Raw genomic sequence first — 16,090 nt, forward strand, 5'->3', positions numbered from 1 at the left:
CGTTTGGTAACGCCTGCCGCGCCTGAAATATCACACTTGCAGGACATTAAAATCGCCCACACTCAGGTCGTTGGGGCGGCCGGTGAGGCTGGCGTTGTTGCCAATCATTGAGTTGGTCACGTTGGCATGGCGCACGGTGGCCGCGCTCTGCACAATGGAGTTCGACAGGCGAGAGTCTTCCACCACCGCGCCCGCGCTAAGCGAGACGTGAGGGCCAACCACCGAATTGGTAATTACTACGTTCTCGCCCAGGTACACCGGCTCGATGAGTACCGAGTTGGTCACTTTGGCCGAGTCGGCCACGAGCTTTTCGCCCCGCTCCTTCAGGTATTCGAGGTAGCGCTGGTTGGTGAAGACAGTCGCATCCTTGTTGCCGCAGTCGAGCCACTCGGTTACCTGGCCGGGCACAAACACAGTGCCCTTGTTCTTCATATTTTCGAGGGCATTGGTGAGCTGATACTCGCCTTTGTCCTTGATGTCGTTATCGAGCAGGTATTGCAGCTCATCGCGCAGGTACTCGCCATCCTGGAAGTAATATATTCCAATAATAGCGAGGTCGGAAACAAATTCCTGAGGCTTCTCGACAAACTCCGTAATCTGACCCTGCTCGTTGAGCTTCACCACGCCAAAGGGCCGGGGGTCGGCCACTTTCTGCACCCAGATGGTGCCGGGCACCGAGCTGTCAAGCGTAAAATCGGCCTTGAACAGCGTATCGGCAAAGGCTACCACCAGCGGGCCACTCAACGAAGGCCGGGCGCACAAGATGGCGTGGGCGGTGCCCAGCGGCTCATCCTGGTAATAAATCGTGCCCTTGGCGCCTACCGACTCGGCAATGGCCACTAGGCTTTTCTCCACGGTGGCCCCGAAGCGACCAATAATGAAGGCCACCTCCTCTACGGGCTCGCCGCACACGCGGGCAATATCTTCCACGAGGCGCTGCACAATCGGCTTACCAGCTATGGGAATGAGGGGCTTCGGTACAGTGAGCGTGTGCGGGCGCATGCGCTTGCCCATGCCGGCCATTGGGACGATAATTTTCATTGGTGTAATTGGGTGGAAGATGTTTTCAGAATTACTAAGTAGCCATACTGGGTTTTACCCAAATCGGTTGGCCAGGCGCATTGGCGCAAAGATGCAGCCCAAGCCGGGGCCTAGCTTACTGTCGAATGAATTTTATCCGCCCAGCAGCTCAATCAGCGTGGCCGGGTCGGCGTTGCCGCCGCTTAGCACCAACACGGTATGCTGGCTGGGCGGCAGGCTGGCGCGGTGGCGCAGCAGGGCCGCCAGGGCAGTGCGGCGGTGGGCTCCACTACCAGCCGGGCTTCGAGCAGCAGGCGGCGGGCGGCGGCCCGCAGCTCGGCTTCGGTCACGGTCACGATATCATCGGCATACTGCCGGAGGTGGGCAAAAGTTAAGTCGCTCACCGCCAGCGTGCGTACCCCGTCGGCCAGCGTGCGGTTGGTATCGGCAGCGGTCCACTCCACTACCTTGCCGGCCCGCATCGAGGCCTGCGCATCGGCAGCCAGCTCGGGCTCCACACCAATTACCTTAATGCTGGGCTTCAGGAGCTTGAGCACCGCGGCCATACCCCCCAGCAGGCCGCCCCCGCCCACCGGCGCCAGCACCAGCTCCACGGCTGGCAGGTCCTGAAAAATTTCCAGCCCTACCGTAGCTTGCCCGGCAATTACGTAAGCGTCGTCGAAGGGTGGCACAAGCACCGGGGGCTCGGCCGCACCGGCCAGCAGCCGGGCGGCCACGGCCTCGCGCTTTTCATGAGCGGGGTCGTACAGCACTACTTCGGCGCCTAGCGCCCGGGTAGCAGCAATTTTTACCTGCGGGGCATTGGTAGGCATGATAATAGTGGCCCGCAAGCCCAGTTGCCGCGCCGCGTAGGCTACACCCTGGGCGTGGTTGCCGCTGCTGTATGCCAGCACGCCCCGCGCCCGCTCGGCCTGGGTAAGAGCCATAATGCGATTGCCCGCCCCCCGAATCTTAAAAGAGCCAATGGGCTGCAGGCTTTCGGGCTTGAGGTAAACTTGCTCGGCGCCCAGCTCGGGCAGGGCCATCGGCAATAAGGGCGTGTGCCGCGCCAGACCTTGCAGGCGCAGTTGCGCCTGCCGGGCATCGGCCAGTGTAATCAGTTGCATAAGAAAACGAAATCAGCGTGGGAGCGCAAAGGTGGTGCGGCGGTGCCCAATGCCCCAAGCAGCGGGCACCGGCCGAATAACTGCCCAACCCGCTTCTGCGTTAGGGCAATGGGCCCTTACTTTTGCGCTATGAACTTCATCTCCGAAATCGAATCCAGCATTCAGGTGCTGTTTGCCACTATCAACAACGGCTTTGAGCAAGATGCCAGCACTGGTCAGCAGCAGGTAAGCCACTGGTACCAAATGCTGAGCAGCAGCGATAACCCGGCCGTGCGCCTCGTGGTGCAGGAGCTGGATACGCTCAATGGCCATATGCAGCGCAACGACGTTGCCGCGATGGGCGCTTCCTTTCAAAAGCTGGCCGACCTCACGGCCAAGGCTGCGCTGCCCATTCACAGCTTTGAGGGCATGGGCGACAAAATTCGGGAGCTCAGCCAGAAGCTTAATGCCGCTGGCGGCAACCTGCAGATTATTGCCCGGCAGCGCGCGGCTGGTACTGCTCCCGCTCGCTAAGGAAGTAATCTGCGTAATGAGCGCACGGGGAATACTGTCGTTCGAATAGCAGAACGACAGTATTCCCCGTGCGCTCATTACGCAAATAACTTACTTGCCGGTGCTGCCGTAGCCCCCCGCGCCGCGAGCGGTCTGGCTCAGGCTTTCGGTGGGCTGCCACGCTATTGTTTCGTGGCGGGCCACTACCAGCTGGGCAATGCGCTCGCCATCGTGCACGGCAAATGGCTCGTTGGACAAGTTTACCAGCAGCACTTTTATCTCGCCCCGGTAGTCGGCGTCGATGGTGCCGGGGCTGTTGACAATGCCGATACCGTGCTTGTAGGCCAGGCCGCTGCGCGGCCGCACCTGCGCCTCGTAGCCGGCGGGCAGCGCCAGGCTCAGGCCAGTCGGCACCAGTGCCCGCTCCAGCGGGCCCAGCGTGAGGGAGCCATTGGGCAGGTCGGCGCGCAGGTCGAGGCCGGCGGCGTGCGCCGTTTGGTATTCCGGCAGCGGATGCCGGGAAGAATTGATGACGGGAATGAGCAGCATGTACTCGTAAACTGTTTCTTTTCTAAGAAAAAAGACCGTCATGCTTCGCGCGGGCCAGCATGGCGGTCTTATTATACTGAATTATTTACCCAAGTTATAAGGCTGCCATTTCCTCACGCACGAAATCAGCCAGCTGGCGCAGGTAGCTGGTGCTGAAATCGAAGCGAATGCCGGCGGCGGCATATACCTCGCCAATGGGCACGGTGTAGCCCAGAGCCAGAGCCCGCTGGTAGCCGGCCAGCGCGGCAGCAGGGTCTTGCCGGAAATTGCGCCACATGGCAATAGCTCCGAGTTGGGCCATCGCATACTCTATATAGTAAAAAGGCACTTCGTAGAGGTGGAGCTGCTTCTGCCACAGGTAGGGCCGAAAGTGCTCCAGGCCGCTCCAGCTCACGGTACGCTGGTTGAAATTCTGAAAAATCTCGGTCCAGCGCTGGTGGCGCTGCGCCTCGGTATGCTTGGGGTTTTCGTACACCCAATGCTGAAACTTGTCGATAGTAGCTACCCACGGAAAAGTTTCGAGCACACTTTCGAGATGGGTTTTCTTAGCCCGGCGCAGCTCGGCGGGGTCCTGAAAAAACACGTCCCAGTGGTCCATGCTCATCAGCTCCATGCTCATGGAGGCCAGCTCAGCCACTTCACTCGGCGGGTGCTTATCGGCCGAGAGGGGCAGGCGGCGCGTAAGAAACGAATGCACCGCGTGCCCGCCTTCGTGCAGCATCGTTACCACGTCGCGCAGCGAAGAAGTGGCGTTCATAAAAATGAACGGCACGCCGGTTTCGTCGAGCGGGTAGTTGTAGCCGCCGGGCGCCTTACCCTTGCGGCTTTCGAGGTCGAGGTGCCCCATCTGGCGCATGGTACGCAGGCAGTCTCCCAGAAAGGGGTCGAGGCGCTGAAAAACCGTGATGGTCTTGTCCAGCAGCTCGGCACCGGTCCGGAACGGATGCAGCGGCGGCTTGCCGCTGGGGTCCACATCAAGGTCCCAGGGGCGCAGGGCTGGGAGCTTAAGCTCCTGCCGCCGCGCCTCGTCAAACTCGTTGATGAGCGGCACTACCGTAGCCCCGATGGCCGAGTGGAAGTCAAAGCAATCCTCCGCCGTGTAGTCGAAGCGCCCCAGGGCCGCAAACATATAGTCGCGGAAGTTGCTGAAGCCGGCGTTGAGCGCCACCTGGTGCCGCAAGGTCACCAGCTCGGTAAAGAGCTGGTCAAGCGGCTTGCTATCCTGCATACGGCGGGCCTGAATGGCGCGCCAGGCCTGCTCGCGCACCGGGCGGCTGAGGCTTTTGAGGCGGTCGGCGGCGCGGGGCAGGGTTAGCTCCTCGCCGTCGAGGGTTACGGTCATGGCCCCTACCGTGGCGGCGTACTGCTGCTGCTTGGTCGAAATCTCGGTTTTAAGAACAATATTATCTTCTCTGTATATTTCCGACGCCCGGCGCACCGAGCGCAGAAATACTCCGTAGCGAGCCTGGTCGAGTTCGGGCAGATAAGGACTGGCGAGCAGCTTTTCATTGAGCGCGTGGTCGTACGGGGCAGTCTGGGGCTCGACTTCCTGCACAAAAAACTGAAAGGCCTCAGCGCTGGCTTCGTCCTGGGTGTCGCAGGTCATGCGGATGTAGCGCCAGGCCAGGTCCTCGCTCAGCACCGACTCCAGCTCGGAGCGGTCGAGCAGCCAGCGCTCCAGGGCGGCGGCATCAGCTAGGGCACGGTGCTGCAGTTCCTGAAAAAACGGCTCCAGCGCAGCCCAGTCAGTTACGCGAAAATCTTCGGGCAAGTAATGGCGCGGGGGGCGGGCAGTATCAGTGGCCAGCGAAGTAGCCGGGGTATCAAGCTCAGAAAACACCATAGAACACAAGTTACGCAAATAATTACCAGTCGTCCGAATATGTTTTACCCTTTGCCTAATAAGCTAATGCGTAGCATATGGTGCTTACTGACTATCAGCCAATTTCGATTACTACATCGGCCGTTAACGGATGAGCTACGCAGGTGAGAACATAGCCTTTAGCTAACTCTGAGTCGGAGAGGCCTTCGCGCTCGTCGAGATGCACCTTGCCGCTGAGGCACTTGCCCCGGCAGGCCGTGCATACGCCGGCCTGGCACGAGTACGGCAGGTCGATATCCTGGTCGAGGGCCGCATCCAGAATAGTCTGCCTGGCGGGCACCTCAAACACGTAGTCGCTGCCCTCGTACTGCACCGTTACGGTGCGGCTCACCACCTGGCCGTCGTTGGTGCCGGCGAGGGAGTCGCCGTGCGCATCGCCGGTTTCGGCCGCGTCGGCAGCGGCCAGAAAGCTCTCGCGGCGCACGCGGCTGGCCGGCACGCCCAGCAGCTCCAGGGCAGCCTGGGCTTCGGTCATCAGGCCTTCGGGGCCGCAGATGTAGTACTCGGCCTGCGGGGCCGGAAACTGGTGCCGCTGCTCCAGCACCCGCAAAATAGTGGTGCGGTTGAGGCGGCCGGTGTGCTGGTGCGCGGCGGGCGGCCCCAGCGGCTGGCTGTACACGTGCTCGACTTGCAGCCGGCCCCGGCTGCCGGCCTCAAGCTCAGCGAGCTGCTTTTTAAAGATAACCGTTTCCTCGTTGCGATTGCCATAAATGAGCAGCACGTGGCTCTGCGGCTCTGTGGCCAGAATGGCCTTGAGCATGCTCATCAGCGGCGTAATGCCTGAGCCGGCCCCGATGAGCACCAGCGAGCGGGCGGCTTTAGGACTGGGCTGCACCACGAAGCTGCCGAGGGGCGGCATTACCTCGTACTGCTGGCCTACTTTCACATTATCAAGCAGGAAGTTGCTTACCAGGCCGCCCACTACCCGCTTCACCGTGACGGACAGGCGCGGGGCTTCGGCCGGGGTGCTACTGAGCGAGTAGGCGCGGCGCTCGGGCCGGCTGCCGGCCGGGCCGCAGGGCACGAGCAGCGTCAGGAACTGGCCGGGCTTGCTGGGTACGGCCTGGCCATCGGGCCGCTGCAAATGAATGGTAACGGTATCAGGGGTTTCCTGGGTGAGGGCGACGACGGTGAGCGTCAGGTACAACGACATGGGCTAAAGCTGGATAAGGCCGCAAATTTACGATAACCTCAGCCGGTGACGGAGTGGTTATCATTTTTCAAGGCTACATGTGTTTAACTAACCAGCGCTAGTTTCGTTGCATGATGCCCGACTTTACCCAGCTGCTGGCCCGCCACCGCGCAGCGTTTGCGCCGCTGTTTCCGTTTTCGCTGCGCGGCCCTCAGGTAGCGCTGCTCGATTTTACGGCGGCCAACCCGCTCCTCTCCCACCCCGAGCGCCTGCGCGACACCACAGTCTTTGACGAGCTGGTGCGCGAGATGCTGGCCGAGCAGCACGCCACCGTGGGCATCGGAGGTTACCTCGAAAACCGGGTTATCTACCGTCGCAGCCCGCACTTCGACGCTGCTACCGAGCCGCGCTCGCTGCACCTAGGCATTGATGTGTGGGTGCCGGCCGGCACGCCCGTGGCCGCACCGCTGCCCGCCGTGGTGCACAGCCTGGCCGACAACAACAACTTCGGCGATTATGGCCCGACTATCATCTTGCAGCACGAGCTGGAAGGCATCGCATTTTTCAGCCTCTACGGCCACCTCACGCGCACCGATTTGGCCGGGCTGCGCATCGGGCAGGCACTAGCAGCCGGAGCAGTGTTTTGCCACGTGGGCCCGCACCCCGAAAACGGCGACTGGCCGCCGCACCTGCACTTTCAGCTGATGCGCGACATGCAGGGCCGCTGGGGTGACTTTCCGGGCGTGGCCCCGCCCAGCGAGCGGGAATACTGGGCCGCGCTGTGCCCCGACCCCAACGTTTTTATTTAACAAGTCTGAGACGTTCGAATGGCGCCTATCGCGCAACCAGAGCAGTTTCGGACTGGCAAGTAGCGCGGACTTTTAGTCCGTGAGTGCTGACGCGTGGTACTCGCGGACTAAAAGTCCGCGCTACTTGCCAGCCGTACACTGACTGCGAAACTGGTGTAAAACGACTGTTAAATTAAATCACTTCTCCCGCTCTATCGTGTAGTTAATCAGCGTTTCGAGCGAGTTGCGCGCTTCTGATTCCGGGAACTCGCGCAGGATGGCCAGCGCCTCGTCGCGGTAGCGCTCCATGGTGCGGATGGCGTAATCCAGGCCGCCCGACTGCTTCACGAAGTCGATTACCTGCTGCACGCGGTCGCGGTGGCCGGCGTTGTTTTTCACGTTGTAGATAACGCGGCGCTTGTCGAGCCAGCTGGCCTGCTGCAAGGCGTAGATAAGCGGCAACGTCATCTTTTTCTCCTTGATGTCAATGCCCACCGGCTTGCCGATTTCGGCCGTGCCGTAGTCGAACAGGTCGTCCTTTATCTGGAAGGCCATGCCCACTTTCTCGCCAAAGAGCCGGGCTTTTTCGATGGTGGCCTTGTCGGCGCCGGCCGCCGCCGCGCCCACGGCCGTGCAGGAGGCGATGAGCGAGGCCGTTTTCTGGCGGATGATGTCGAAATATACCTCTTCCGTAATATCTAGCCGGCGGGCTTTTTCAATTTGCAGCAGCTCGCCTTCGCTCAGCTCGCGCACGGCGTTGCTCACAATCTTGAGCAGGTCGAAGTCGTCGTTTTCGAGCGAGAGCAGCAGACCCCTACTCAGCAGGTAATCGCCCACGAGCACGGCTATCTTATTCTTCCACAGAGCGTTGATGGAGAAAAAGCCGCGCCGGTAGTTGCTCTCGTCCACTACGTCGTCGTGCACCAGCGTAGCCGTGTGCAGCAGCTCAATGAGCGCCGCGCCCCGAAACACGGCCTCGGGCAGCGGGCCGGCCGGGTTGGCGCTGCTGGCGCGGGCCGTCAGAAACACGAACATGGGCCGCACCTGCTTGCCTTTGCGGCGCACGATGTAGCCCATAATCTTATCGAGCAGCAGCACCCTGGTTTGCATCGACTGCCGGAATTTTACTTCAAACTCGGCCATTTCGGCCGCGATAGGAGCTTGAATTCGGTCGAGCGGATTTGCCATGCGGGCGCAATGATACGGCCAGTAGCGCGGACTTTACCGTCTGCCGGCCCCTTCGCAAACGCGGACTACCGAGTCGGCACTACCTTAGCCGCATGCTCCGTACTGTCGAGTTCCTGCTCACCGGCCGCGCCCACGGCCGCCCGTTTGCCGCCGATGCCACCTGGCAGCCCACCGGCCACCCCCAGCCAGTAGTAGTGTTCGTGCACGGGTTCAAGGGGTTTAAGGATTGGGGGCACTTCGGCCTGCTGGCGCGCTTCTTCGCTGAAAAAGGCTTCGTATTCGTCAAGCTCAACCTCTCGCACAACGGCGTGGTAGTGGGTGGCACCGGCGATTTGGAAGACCTGGAAGCGTTCGGCCGCAATAATTTCAGCCTGGAGCTCGACGACCTGGGCCAGCTGCTCGATGCGCTGCACACGCCCGGCGCCACGCCCCTACCCGCCGAGTCCCTCGACCTAAGCCGGCTTTTCCTGGTGGGCCACAGCCGGGGCGGCGCCCTGGTGCTGCTCAAAGCGGCCGAAGACCCACGCGTGGCGGCCGTGGCTACCTGGGCCGCCGTGGCCGACCTGCACCCCCGCTGGCCCGCCGAAGTACTGGCCCAATGGCAGCGCGACGGCGTGCTCTACGTGCCCAACACCCGCACCGGCCAGCAGCTACCCATGTACTACCAGATTGCCGAGGATTTTTATAAAAACCGCGTCCGCCTCGACCTGCCGGCGCTCATGCCGGGCCTGCGCCAGCCAGTGCTGCTCATCCACGGCGACCAGGACGAAACCGTGCCCCTGGCGGCCGTGCACCAGCTACACGCCGCCCAGCCCCGCGCCGAGGTATTCGTGGTGCCCGGCGCCGGGCACATGTTCGGCGGGGCGCACCCCTGGGCGGGCCCGGAGCTGCCCGCCCCAGCCCGGCTTATTGCGGAGCAAACGGCAAGGTTTTTTGAATTGAAAATTAAAAGTGACGAATTAAAAACTGGGGATGTACCGCCGGAGCATGCCGAAGCTGCTTAGGAAGTTGTCGAAAATAAAAAAGAACGTCATGCTGAGCTTGTCGAAGCATAACGTTCTCGCACATCCCAAACAGCCTCTCTACCAAAACAACCTGGTTTTTATCTCATCATTTTACTTGCCAACGCTAGCCTATCTGCTGCTGGGCAGCAACCTCGGCGACCGGGCCGCCCGCCTGGCGCAGGCCCGCCACGACCTGACGGCCACCGCTGGCCGCCTCGTGGCCGCCTCGGCGCTCTACGAAACGGCCGCCTGGGGCCTGACCGACCAGCCGGCCTTTCTCAACCAGGTGCTGGCCATCGAAACCGACCTGGCGGCCCCTGCCCTGCTGGCCGCCTGCCTCGCCGCCGAGCAGCAGCAGGGCCGCGAGCGGCAGGTACGCTGGGCCGCCCGCACCCTGGACGTGGATATTCTGCTCTTCGGGCAGGAAATACTGGCAACGCCGACCCTCACCGTGCCGCACCCGGCGCTGCCGGCCCGCCGCTTTGCCCTGGTGCCCTGGCCGAGCTGGCCCCGCAGCTCCGGCACCCGCAGCTGCACCAAACCATCAGCGAGCTGCTATCCGCGTGTACTGACCCGTTGCCCGTACAACGAATTACTGCATAGGCGCTTACTCCACCTTAGCAGCCGCTGCACCAACGGCTGCGCGAGGAAATCCACCGCTTGGCGGGCCTGGGCCGTGGGAGTTGTGTGGGGCGCATGTGTCGCGCCAAAGGCCGGCATTTTTGCTGCCCTTTACGATAGACTGTTAGCACGAATCTTCACGATTTGTGCAAGGCGGCGGGAGGATGTGAAAATGAGTAATGAGCATTAGAGCAAGTTAAGATTTACTCTAGCAGCATAATAATCAATATGCCGTTGACAAATCATAACAACCCTATTTTTTAATTACAATCAGTATCGATAATTGACCAAATTCTTACGTGTGGCAATGCTTTCTTTAATCTGCACAATTCATCTACTGTATAACCAAAAATCGGTCCGCCTAAGCCAAGCAATTTAATATTCGGCGGCAAATTCTCTAAAGGGAAGTAAGTTATTTTGGTATCTGCCAATGACAAATATTTCACTTTATCTAATAAGCTTAACTCTTTAGGAATAGAATCCAATTCACAGTTTTCAACTCTTAGCTCTTTCAGATTACGTAAACGCCCGATAAATCTTGGTATTTCAGTTAGCTCACAACCTCTAATACTTAGGTGCTCTAGCTCAACTAAATTTTGTATCCAGGTTGGAAACTCTTTAAATGGCACATTTAAGATGCTTAATTTCCTCAGCTTCTTAAGCTCCCCTATCTGGCTCGGCAGAAATGACGGATGATTTAAACCCGTTTGTATATTTAATTCTTTTAAGTTTTTAAATCTGATAAAATCGTCTGCATAGCTATTAGTATCTCCCTCCCAAAATTGAATAGATAAGCGCTGTACCTTTTGAGGTTTGTGTAATGCCAAATTAATATCAGTATAATTTGTTGCAAAATACAAGGATACCTTTTCGAAAAAAGACATTTCGCTTTTAATCTTCATAGTTACAGAAAGCTTGCTGGTTCTTATCTGATTACAGAAGATATTTTGCCCTCCGACTGAGCTCCCCCATTCACCAACACCTTTTTTTTCAACCATTCCCGCACCGGCTCATCGTAAAATTTCAAGCAACCATAAGCCAGAATCACGGCGGCCACAAACACCAGCGCCGCCACGGGCCAGCCGGTGCGCAAGGGAATTTTGTGCGCCGCGACCCAGGCCGTGTAGGTGTAGATGAGCGGATAATGCGTGATGTAAATCGGGTACGAAATATCGCCCAGGAAGCGGCATAGCCGCTTGGCCGGGGCCGAGCGCACCGCCCCGCTGGCTCCCATGAAGATAATACCGGGGAAAACGAGCAGGATGCTGAGCGCATCGTAGAGCCCATTTTGCCACGGGTGCGCGGGGCTGCCGATGCGGGGCATGGCCAGCACCCCTACCACCAAGAGGCTGCTCCATCCAAAGGCATTGGCAATGCGACGCAGCCGGGCCAGCCGAAACAGCAGCAGCCCCGCAAAAAACGGGTACAGCAGGCGGGCGAAGCCGATGTGCAGCTGCTCCGGCTCCAGCGACCAGCCGCCCACAACGTCGCCCTCGGGGCTGGTGAGCGCCAGGTGCAGCAGCAGTCCCGCCGCCAGCGCCACCAGCCCGGCCAGGGCCGCGTTAGAGAAGCGGCGCACGAGCGTGGCGTACAACACGTTGGCTATATACTCAAAGAACAGCGACCAGCCCGGCCCGTTGAGCGGATAGGTTTCGTGCCAGCCCCGAATGTCGAGGGCAGGCGGCACCGGCACCAGCAAGCAGCCCAGCAGCAGCACGAGTAGCACCAGCCACCCCGGCGTCGGGCCGATGGCGGGCCACAGGCTGCCCGCCTGGAAGTAATAAAACCCTGCCCCGATTACCATCCCCATTACTACCATCGGCTGCAGGCGCACCAGCCGCCGCTTGAAGAAGCCGCCCACCCGGAGGCGGCCCCACCGGTCGTCGTAGGCGTAGCCAATCACGAAGCCCGACAGCAGAAAGAAGAAATCCACCGCCAGGTAGCCGTGGTTGATAAGCTGGTCGAGGTGACTGGTGGCGTGGGCCTCGCACAGGTGAAAGGCCACGACCACCAGGGCCGCCACGCCCCGCAGGCCGTCGAGGATGGGGTAATGGGGCTTGGTTGATAGCGAGACAGCCTGCATAGGGAGCTAAATATAGCTTGCCCTTGCAAAGCACCGCGAGTCAGTCGTGCAAATGCCGGGTTGGTGCACGAAGTGTAGCGACGCGACCCTTCGCGTCGCTACACCTAGAAGCTGTCTAGGAAATATGAGAACGTCATGCTGAGCCTGTCGAAGCGATGGAGATGCTTCGACAGGCTCAGCATGACGTTCAAAAAGATTTTTGGCTGACTTCCTAAACAGCTTCCCAGCACCCGCCGGCCGCCGTAAAAGCCGGAGTGCTACGCGGCCGAGCCGGCCGTGGCGGCAGGCTCGATTTTCTTGACCAGGCCCTGCAACACCTTGCCGGGGCCGCATTCCACGAAGTGCGTGGCGCCGTCGCGGAACATGGCCTGCACGCTCTGCGTCCAACGAACGGGGGCAGTGAGCTGGGCCAGCAGGTTGGTCTTGATTGCGGCCGGGTCACGGTGCGGAGCCGCGTCCACGTTCTGGTACACGGGGCAGCGGGCCGCCTGGAAGCTGGTGCGCTCGATAGCCTCGGCCAGCGCGGCCTGGGCCGACTGCATCAGCGGCGAGTGGAAGGCCCCACCCACCGGCAGCAGCAGGGCGCGCTTGGCGCCGGCGGCTTTCAGCACCTCGCAGGCTTTGGTAACGCCCGCCACCGAGCCCGAGATAACGAGCTGGCCGGGGCAGTTGTAGTTGGCGGCTACCACGACGTCGCCGCCGGCCGCTACGTCCTGGCAGCCCCGCTCCACGGCCTCATCGGCCAGGCCCAGGATGGCGGCCATCGTGCCGGGCTGCTCTTCGCAGGCGGCCTGCATGGCCTGGGCGCGGCGCGCCACCAGCGGCAGCGCATCGGCGAAGGTGAGCACCCCGGCTGCCACCAGCGCCGAAAACTCGCCCAGCGAGTGGCCGGCCACCATCGCGGGCTGCCAGTCGGGCCGGGCCACGAACTGCGCCACCGAATGCACAAACACGGCCGGCTGCGTCACATCCGTGCGGCGCAAATCTTCTTCGCTGCCCTCAAATAGAAGCTTGGTGAGGTTGAAGCCCAGGATATCGTTGGCCTGCGTGAGCAGGGCGCGGGCGGCCTCGCTCTGCTCGAACAGCTCGCGGGCCATGCCCGGAAACTGCGAGCCCTGACCGGGAAACAGCACGGCCGTCGGGGCGGCTTCGGAAGGGTGGGAAGGATTCAAGATAGTAAAAATTTAATATTCCACAAAAGCCGGCAGTTAGTGCCGGCCCGGCAAAATAAAGCCAAAAAAGCCGCCCCGGCGAGGGCGGCTTTTCTAATATAGTAAATTCCCTATTTATCGAACCAGCTCTACCCACCCTTTGTAGGTGCGCTTGGTTTGGGCTGCATCGGCAAACTCCACTTCGGCCAGGTAATAGTAAATGCCCCCGAAGCCAGGCCGCCGGGCGCGCTTTCGCTCGTGGCACCGCCGCCGGTCCAGTTAATGTAAGGGTCCTGGTCGCTCTCGTACACCTTGCGCCCCCAGCGGTTAAATATCTGGATGTGCGTGTGCAGCAGCGGACTGGTTGTTTTGGGCCGGAATACCTGATTGGCTTTCGAGCTGCTGCCGGGAATAAAGATATTGGGCAGAATAAAGTATACGCAATCGCTCTGGCAGGCCGAGTTACTCAAGCCGCTGCGCAGGCCATTTGCGGCTACTGCCTGCACCTTGTAGCAGTAGGTGGGGCGGGGCCGATTGCGGTCGCTATACGTGAGCTGCTGGGTCGAGTCAATCAGTATATACGTACCCGTTTCCGTGTCGCTACGGAAAATACGGTAGCGCACCGCATTGGTCAGGCAGCCGGTGGGCGCACTGCCCGTCGTCCAGCGCAGGTTATTTTGATAAAGCTGATTAGCAGACGGGTCGTAGGTAATCTTCGACAGGCTGTCGCAGTTCGTCACCTGTAGCGTGAGCACCGGCGTGCAGGGCACCGATTGCAGCGTGGTACAGGTTTGCTGGCTGTTGTTGAGCAGGCTGCTCAGGAAGCTGTAGTTGGGGTACTGGCCGGTGGTCTGCACGTAGTAACAGTACTGCTGGCCCACTTGCAGCTTGCTGTCGTTATCTACATAGGTACCGCTGGTAGGGCCGGGCGTCACGGTCGCAATCTGGTTGAAAGCCCCGTGCCCAGGTCCTGGCGATAGATGCGACTAGGCTGCTTGCTGTTATCCCAGGGCACCTTGTAAGCCCAGGTGACGGTAATGGTTTTGGCCAGGCCGTCGGGAACCAGGCTGGTACGCACGCTGGTAGCCGTGGGCGAGACTTCAGTTTTTTCAACCGGCGTCGCCCCCGACTGGTCAGTGTTGAAGAAAGTAAGCGAATACGTGTACTGGTTAGCCACAGTATTCAGCCCCTGGTCAACGTAGGTCGTATCGGTCAGATTGGTGATAGCAGGGAGCAGCACGGCGGGCCCGGTGCCCGTGCTTCGGCTGAGGCGGTAGCCATACGGTGCGCTATACGTACCGCTGTTTGGCCGGGGCTGCGTCCACTTCACGGTTATCTGCCCGAAGTTGGCGTCGGTTTTATTCACATCCACATTCGTAATCATCGCCGAGCGGCCACTCAGGGTGACGCAGCTTTCTGCCGACGCGATGCTGGCCCCTCCGGCCGGCAGCGGGAAGGTGGCGTAGATGCGGTAGCAGTACGTTACGCCCCTGGTCAGGCCTTTGCCGGCGTTATCGTCGGTGAACGTAGTAGCAGTTGCCGCCACGGTTCCCACCTGCGTGTAGCCCGCGTTGGCTGGTATTCCTGTCTGGCAATCGCCGGGCACAAAGCTCGACGGGTTTTCTTTACGATAAATCAGCATCTGGCTGGCATTGCCACACGCATAGTTGTCCCAGCTTACCTGCACAGCAGGATTAGGATTGCCAATGGCCGGCACAGTCTTAAGGTTTTGGGGCGGCGGCCCGATTACCGTTATCCGCACCGGCTTCTCATCAATGAGGATGGGGTCAACCGCCGGGTTAGCGGGTTTGTCCTGCGCCTTGAACACCACGATATAGGGCTCGCTGGCTACGTTGGCACAGGTGGGCGTCCAGGTGTAGGTGCCGGTTACGGAAGTCCCTACGTTATTCTGGGTAAACGTAGCCGGCGGAATAGTGCCGCTGTAAGCATAGAGCGTTACATTGGTTGGCGCCTGGGCATTGGGAGCCGACCCGTCGGCGGCCGAGATATTGAGCGTCACGCGCTGGTTGGCTACCACGCACACGTCGGGCGGGGCCGTCAGGTTGGGCCGCAGGTTGCTGGTTGCGACTACCAGAATCTGCATATCGCGGATAACCTGCCCGATAAGCCGATGCCCCGCCGCCGAGCGCCGCCATTCTTCTACGGTGAAGGCTACGTTGTAATACCCGGCTTTGGCCGGGGCATTCCAGGTAATCTGGCCCGTATGCACATCCTGCACAAAAATGGCCGGCCCCCCCGTGCTGGCCGGCACCCCCGAGTAGGGCACCTGCAAAGCCCCCGGCGCAATAGCCGGATCATCCGGAAACACGAAGCCGTCACATACTTTGTTAATCGGCGTATTATTATTATTGATAGCCGCCTGGATGGCGTCTCCTGCTACTCCGACTGCGGCCTGCTGGCTGGGCCGCAGCTTGAAGGCGAGCGAATCGCCGTCGGCATCATAAGCGGCCGGATTGTGCAAAAACACCTGCCCCAGCCCGGCTCGGTCGATAGCCGGGGCGCGCAGCACCGGCGAGTGGTTGCGGCCCAGCGAGGGGTCAATTACAATGCGCGAATTGATATAAAAAGTCTGGTTTATCGAGCTGGCCATATTCACAACGCCACCTACCCGGTTCTCGCCCACAAAGCTTACCAGGTAGCCATTAGAATTAGGACCTGGATATATATGGTCAAACAGATACGTACTAACCTCAACTCCGGGGTTAGAAGCCAGAATAACATCGGTAGCTCGCGGAATGCCATCTACGCCGCTGAAGGTGCCATCGCCAAAGAAAATGGTAGCAGCCGGCTGCTTACCCGGTGCGCTGGGGTCGAGGTAAAGCGTGAGCCTGAAGTAGATGTGATTAGGGTTGCCCGTAATCGTATCAACTTTGGCCTGGATATCGCCCGCCCGGATGTGGGTGGCCTGCGCTGCCTGCGGGCAAAGCCAGCCCAGTACCAGCAACAGCGCAGCCAGCAGCCCGGCACCCCGACCCCCATTCTTCCCGAATGATAAAAAAATTCGCATAAACTACCAGTGTTGAAAGACCGCC

General features: G+C 60.3%; 15 protein-coding genes. 4 read left to right on the forward strand and 11 right to left on the reverse strand.

Annotated elements, in window-relative coordinates; genetic code table 11:
• Positions 1–30: 30 nt before the first annotated feature.
• Positions 31–1,041, reverse strand: a complete 1,011-nt coding sequence (locus GKZ67_RS12950) for a sugar nucleotidyltransferase (protein ID WP_173242908.1) — start codon at positions 1,039–1,041, stop codon at positions 31–33.
• Positions 1,042–1,223: 182 nt separating this feature from the next.
• Entirely contained in the window at positions 1,224–2,147 is a 924-nt protein-coding gene (locus tag GKZ67_RS12955; protein WP_217278594.1) for a threonine/serine dehydratase, read from the reverse strand.
• Positions 2,148–2,276: 129 nt separating this feature from the next.
• Between GKZ67_RS12955 and GKZ67_RS12960 the strand changes: the two genes are divergently transcribed.
• Positions 2,277–2,660, forward strand: a complete 384-nt coding sequence (locus GKZ67_RS12960; protein WP_151089376.1) for a hypothetical protein — start codon at positions 2,277–2,279, stop codon at positions 2,658–2,660.
• A gap of 90 nt (positions 2,661–2,750) precedes the next feature.
• On the opposite strand, the gene dut is transcribed toward GKZ67_RS12960, so the two are convergent.
• From dut to GKZ67_RS12975, 3 genes are all read right to left on the reverse strand, one after another.
• Positions 2,751–3,185 (reverse strand): dUTP diphosphatase, encoded by a 435-nt coding sequence (gene dut / locus GKZ67_RS12965; RefSeq protein WP_173246791.1) that lies wholly within the window; start codon positions 3,183–3,185, stop codon positions 2,751–2,753.
• A gap of 97 nt (positions 3,186–3,282) precedes the next feature.
• The gene (locus GKZ67_RS12970; protein ID WP_173242911.1) at positions 3,283–5,031 is read right to left on the reverse strand and encodes a M3 family oligoendopeptidase; all 1,749 of its coding nucleotides are present in this window, start codon (positions 5,029–5,031) and stop codon (positions 3,283–3,285) included.
• Between the two features lie 94 nt (positions 5,032–5,125).
• Positions 5,126–6,223, reverse strand: coding sequence for a ferredoxin--NADP reductase (locus tag GKZ67_RS12975; protein ID WP_173242914.1), 1,098 nt, complete (start codon positions 6,221–6,223; stop codon positions 5,126–5,128).
• A gap of 110 nt (positions 6,224–6,333) precedes the next feature.
• On the opposite strand from GKZ67_RS12975, the gene GKZ67_RS12980 reads away from it, so the two are divergent.
• Positions 6,334–7,011: a peptidoglycan DD-metalloendopeptidase family protein gene (locus GKZ67_RS12980; RefSeq protein ID WP_173242917.1), complete on the forward strand. Its 678-nt coding sequence runs from the start codon at positions 6,334–6,336 to the stop codon at positions 7,009–7,011.
• A gap of 177 nt (positions 7,012–7,188) precedes the next feature.
• Here the strand turns inward: GKZ67_RS12980 and GKZ67_RS12985 are convergent, their stop codons facing one another.
• A complete protein-coding gene (locus GKZ67_RS12985; protein WP_151089380.1) occupies positions 7,189–8,178 on the reverse strand; it encodes a polyprenyl synthetase family protein in 990 nt (329 codons plus the stop codon).
• A gap of 92 nt (positions 8,179–8,270) precedes the next feature.
• Between GKZ67_RS12985 and GKZ67_RS12990 the strand changes: the two genes are divergently transcribed.
• Together GKZ67_RS12990 and folK are read left to right on the forward strand one after the other, a co-directional pair.
• Positions 8,271–9,182: an alpha/beta hydrolase family protein gene (locus GKZ67_RS12990; protein ID WP_173242919.1), complete on the forward strand. Its 912-nt coding sequence runs from the start codon at positions 8,271–8,273 to the stop codon at positions 9,180–9,182.
• Positions 9,183–9,297: 115 nt separating this feature from the next.
• Positions 9,298–9,993: a 2-amino-4-hydroxy-6-hydroxymethyldihydropteridine diphosphokinase gene (gene folK, locus GKZ67_RS12995; RefSeq protein ID WP_317172142.1), complete on the forward strand. Its 696-nt coding sequence runs from the start codon at positions 9,298–9,300 to the stop codon at positions 9,991–9,993.
• 70 nt (positions 9,994–10,063) lie between these two features.
• Here folK and GKZ67_RS13000 read toward each other — a convergent pair whose 3' ends face one another.
• From GKZ67_RS13000 to GKZ67_RS13020, 5 genes are all read right to left on the reverse strand, one after another.
• The gene (locus tag GKZ67_RS13000) at positions 10,064–10,705 is read right to left on the reverse strand and encodes a leucine-rich repeat domain-containing protein (RefSeq protein WP_173242922.1); all 642 of its coding nucleotides are present in this window, start codon (positions 10,703–10,705) and stop codon (positions 10,064–10,066) included.
• 23 nt (positions 10,706–10,728) lie between these two features.
• Positions 10,729–11,886 (reverse strand): acyltransferase family protein, encoded by a 1,158-nt coding sequence (locus tag GKZ67_RS13005; RefSeq protein WP_173242925.1) that lies wholly within the window; start codon positions 11,884–11,886, stop codon positions 10,729–10,731.
• Positions 11,887–12,143: 257 nt separating this feature from the next.
• On the reverse strand, positions 12,144–12,983 hold the full coding sequence (gene fabD, locus GKZ67_RS13010) for an ACP S-malonyltransferase (protein WP_173246794.1): 840 nt from the start codon (positions 12,981–12,983) through the stop codon (positions 12,144–12,146).
• A gap of 203 nt (positions 12,984–13,186) precedes the next feature.
• On the reverse strand, positions 13,187–13,972 hold the full coding sequence (locus GKZ67_RS13015) for a gliding motility-associated C-terminal domain-containing protein (protein ID WP_173242928.1): 786 nt from the start codon (positions 13,970–13,972) through the stop codon (positions 13,187–13,189).
• On the reverse strand, positions 13,969–16,065 hold the full coding sequence (locus GKZ67_RS13020) for a hypothetical protein (protein ID WP_173242931.1): 2,097 nt from the start codon (positions 16,063–16,065) through the stop codon (positions 13,969–13,971). The genes GKZ67_RS13015 and GKZ67_RS13020 overlap by 4 nt, the downstream gene beginning before the upstream one ends.
• Positions 16,066–16,090: the final 25 nt, after the last annotated feature.

The sequence above is a fragment of the Hymenobacter sp. BRD67 genome, from assembly GCF_013256425.1.
In the GTDB taxonomy this organism is placed as follows: domain Bacteria; phylum Bacteroidota; class Bacteroidia; order Cytophagales; family Hymenobacteraceae; genus Hymenobacter.

Bases quoted from the DNA above. Each gene is read 5' to 3' on its own strand.
- GKZ67_RS12950 (WP_173242908.1), bottom strand. From the start codon at position 1,041: ATGAAAATTATCGTCCCAATGGCCGGCATGGGCAAGCGCATGCGCCCG.
- GKZ67_RS12955 (WP_217278594.1), bottom strand. From the start codon at position 2,147: ATGCAACTGATTACACTGGCCGATGCCCGGCAGGCGCAACTGCGCCTG.
- GKZ67_RS12960 (WP_151089376.1), top strand. From the start codon at position 2,277: ATGAACTTCATCTCCGAAATCGAATCCAGCATTCAGGTGCTGTTTGCC.
- GKZ67_RS12970 (WP_173242911.1), bottom strand. From the start codon at position 5,031: ATGGTGTTTTCTGAGCTTGATACCCCGGCTACTTCGCTGGCCACTGAT.
- GKZ67_RS12975 (WP_173242914.1), bottom strand. From the start codon at position 6,223: ATGTCGTTGTACCTGACGCTCACCGTCGTCGCCCTCACCCAGGAAACC.
- GKZ67_RS12980 (WP_173242917.1), top strand. From the start codon at position 6,334: ATGATGCCCGACTTTACCCAGCTGCTGGCCCGCCACCGCGCAGCGTTT.
- GKZ67_RS12985 (WP_151089380.1), bottom strand. From the start codon at position 8,178: ATGGCAAATCCGCTCGACCGAATTCAAGCTCCTATCGCGGCCGAAATG.
- GKZ67_RS12990 (WP_173242919.1), top strand. From the start codon at position 8,271: ATGCTCCGTACTGTCGAGTTCCTGCTCACCGGCCGCGCCCACGGCCGC.
- GKZ67_RS13000 (WP_173242922.1), bottom strand. From the start codon at position 10,705: ATGAAGATTAAAAGCGAAATGTCTTTTTTCGAAAAGGTATCCTTGTAT.
- GKZ67_RS13005 (WP_173242925.1), bottom strand. From the start codon at position 11,886: ATGCAGGCTGTCTCGCTATCAACCAAGCCCCATTACCCCATCCTCGAC.
- fabD (WP_173246794.1), bottom strand. From the start codon at position 12,983: ATGGCCCGCGAGCTGTTCGAGCAGAGCGAGGCCGCCCGCGCCCTGCTC.
- GKZ67_RS13020 (WP_173242931.1), bottom strand. From the start codon at position 16,065: ATGCGAATTTTTTTATCATTCGGGAAGAATGGGGGTCGGGGTGCCGGG.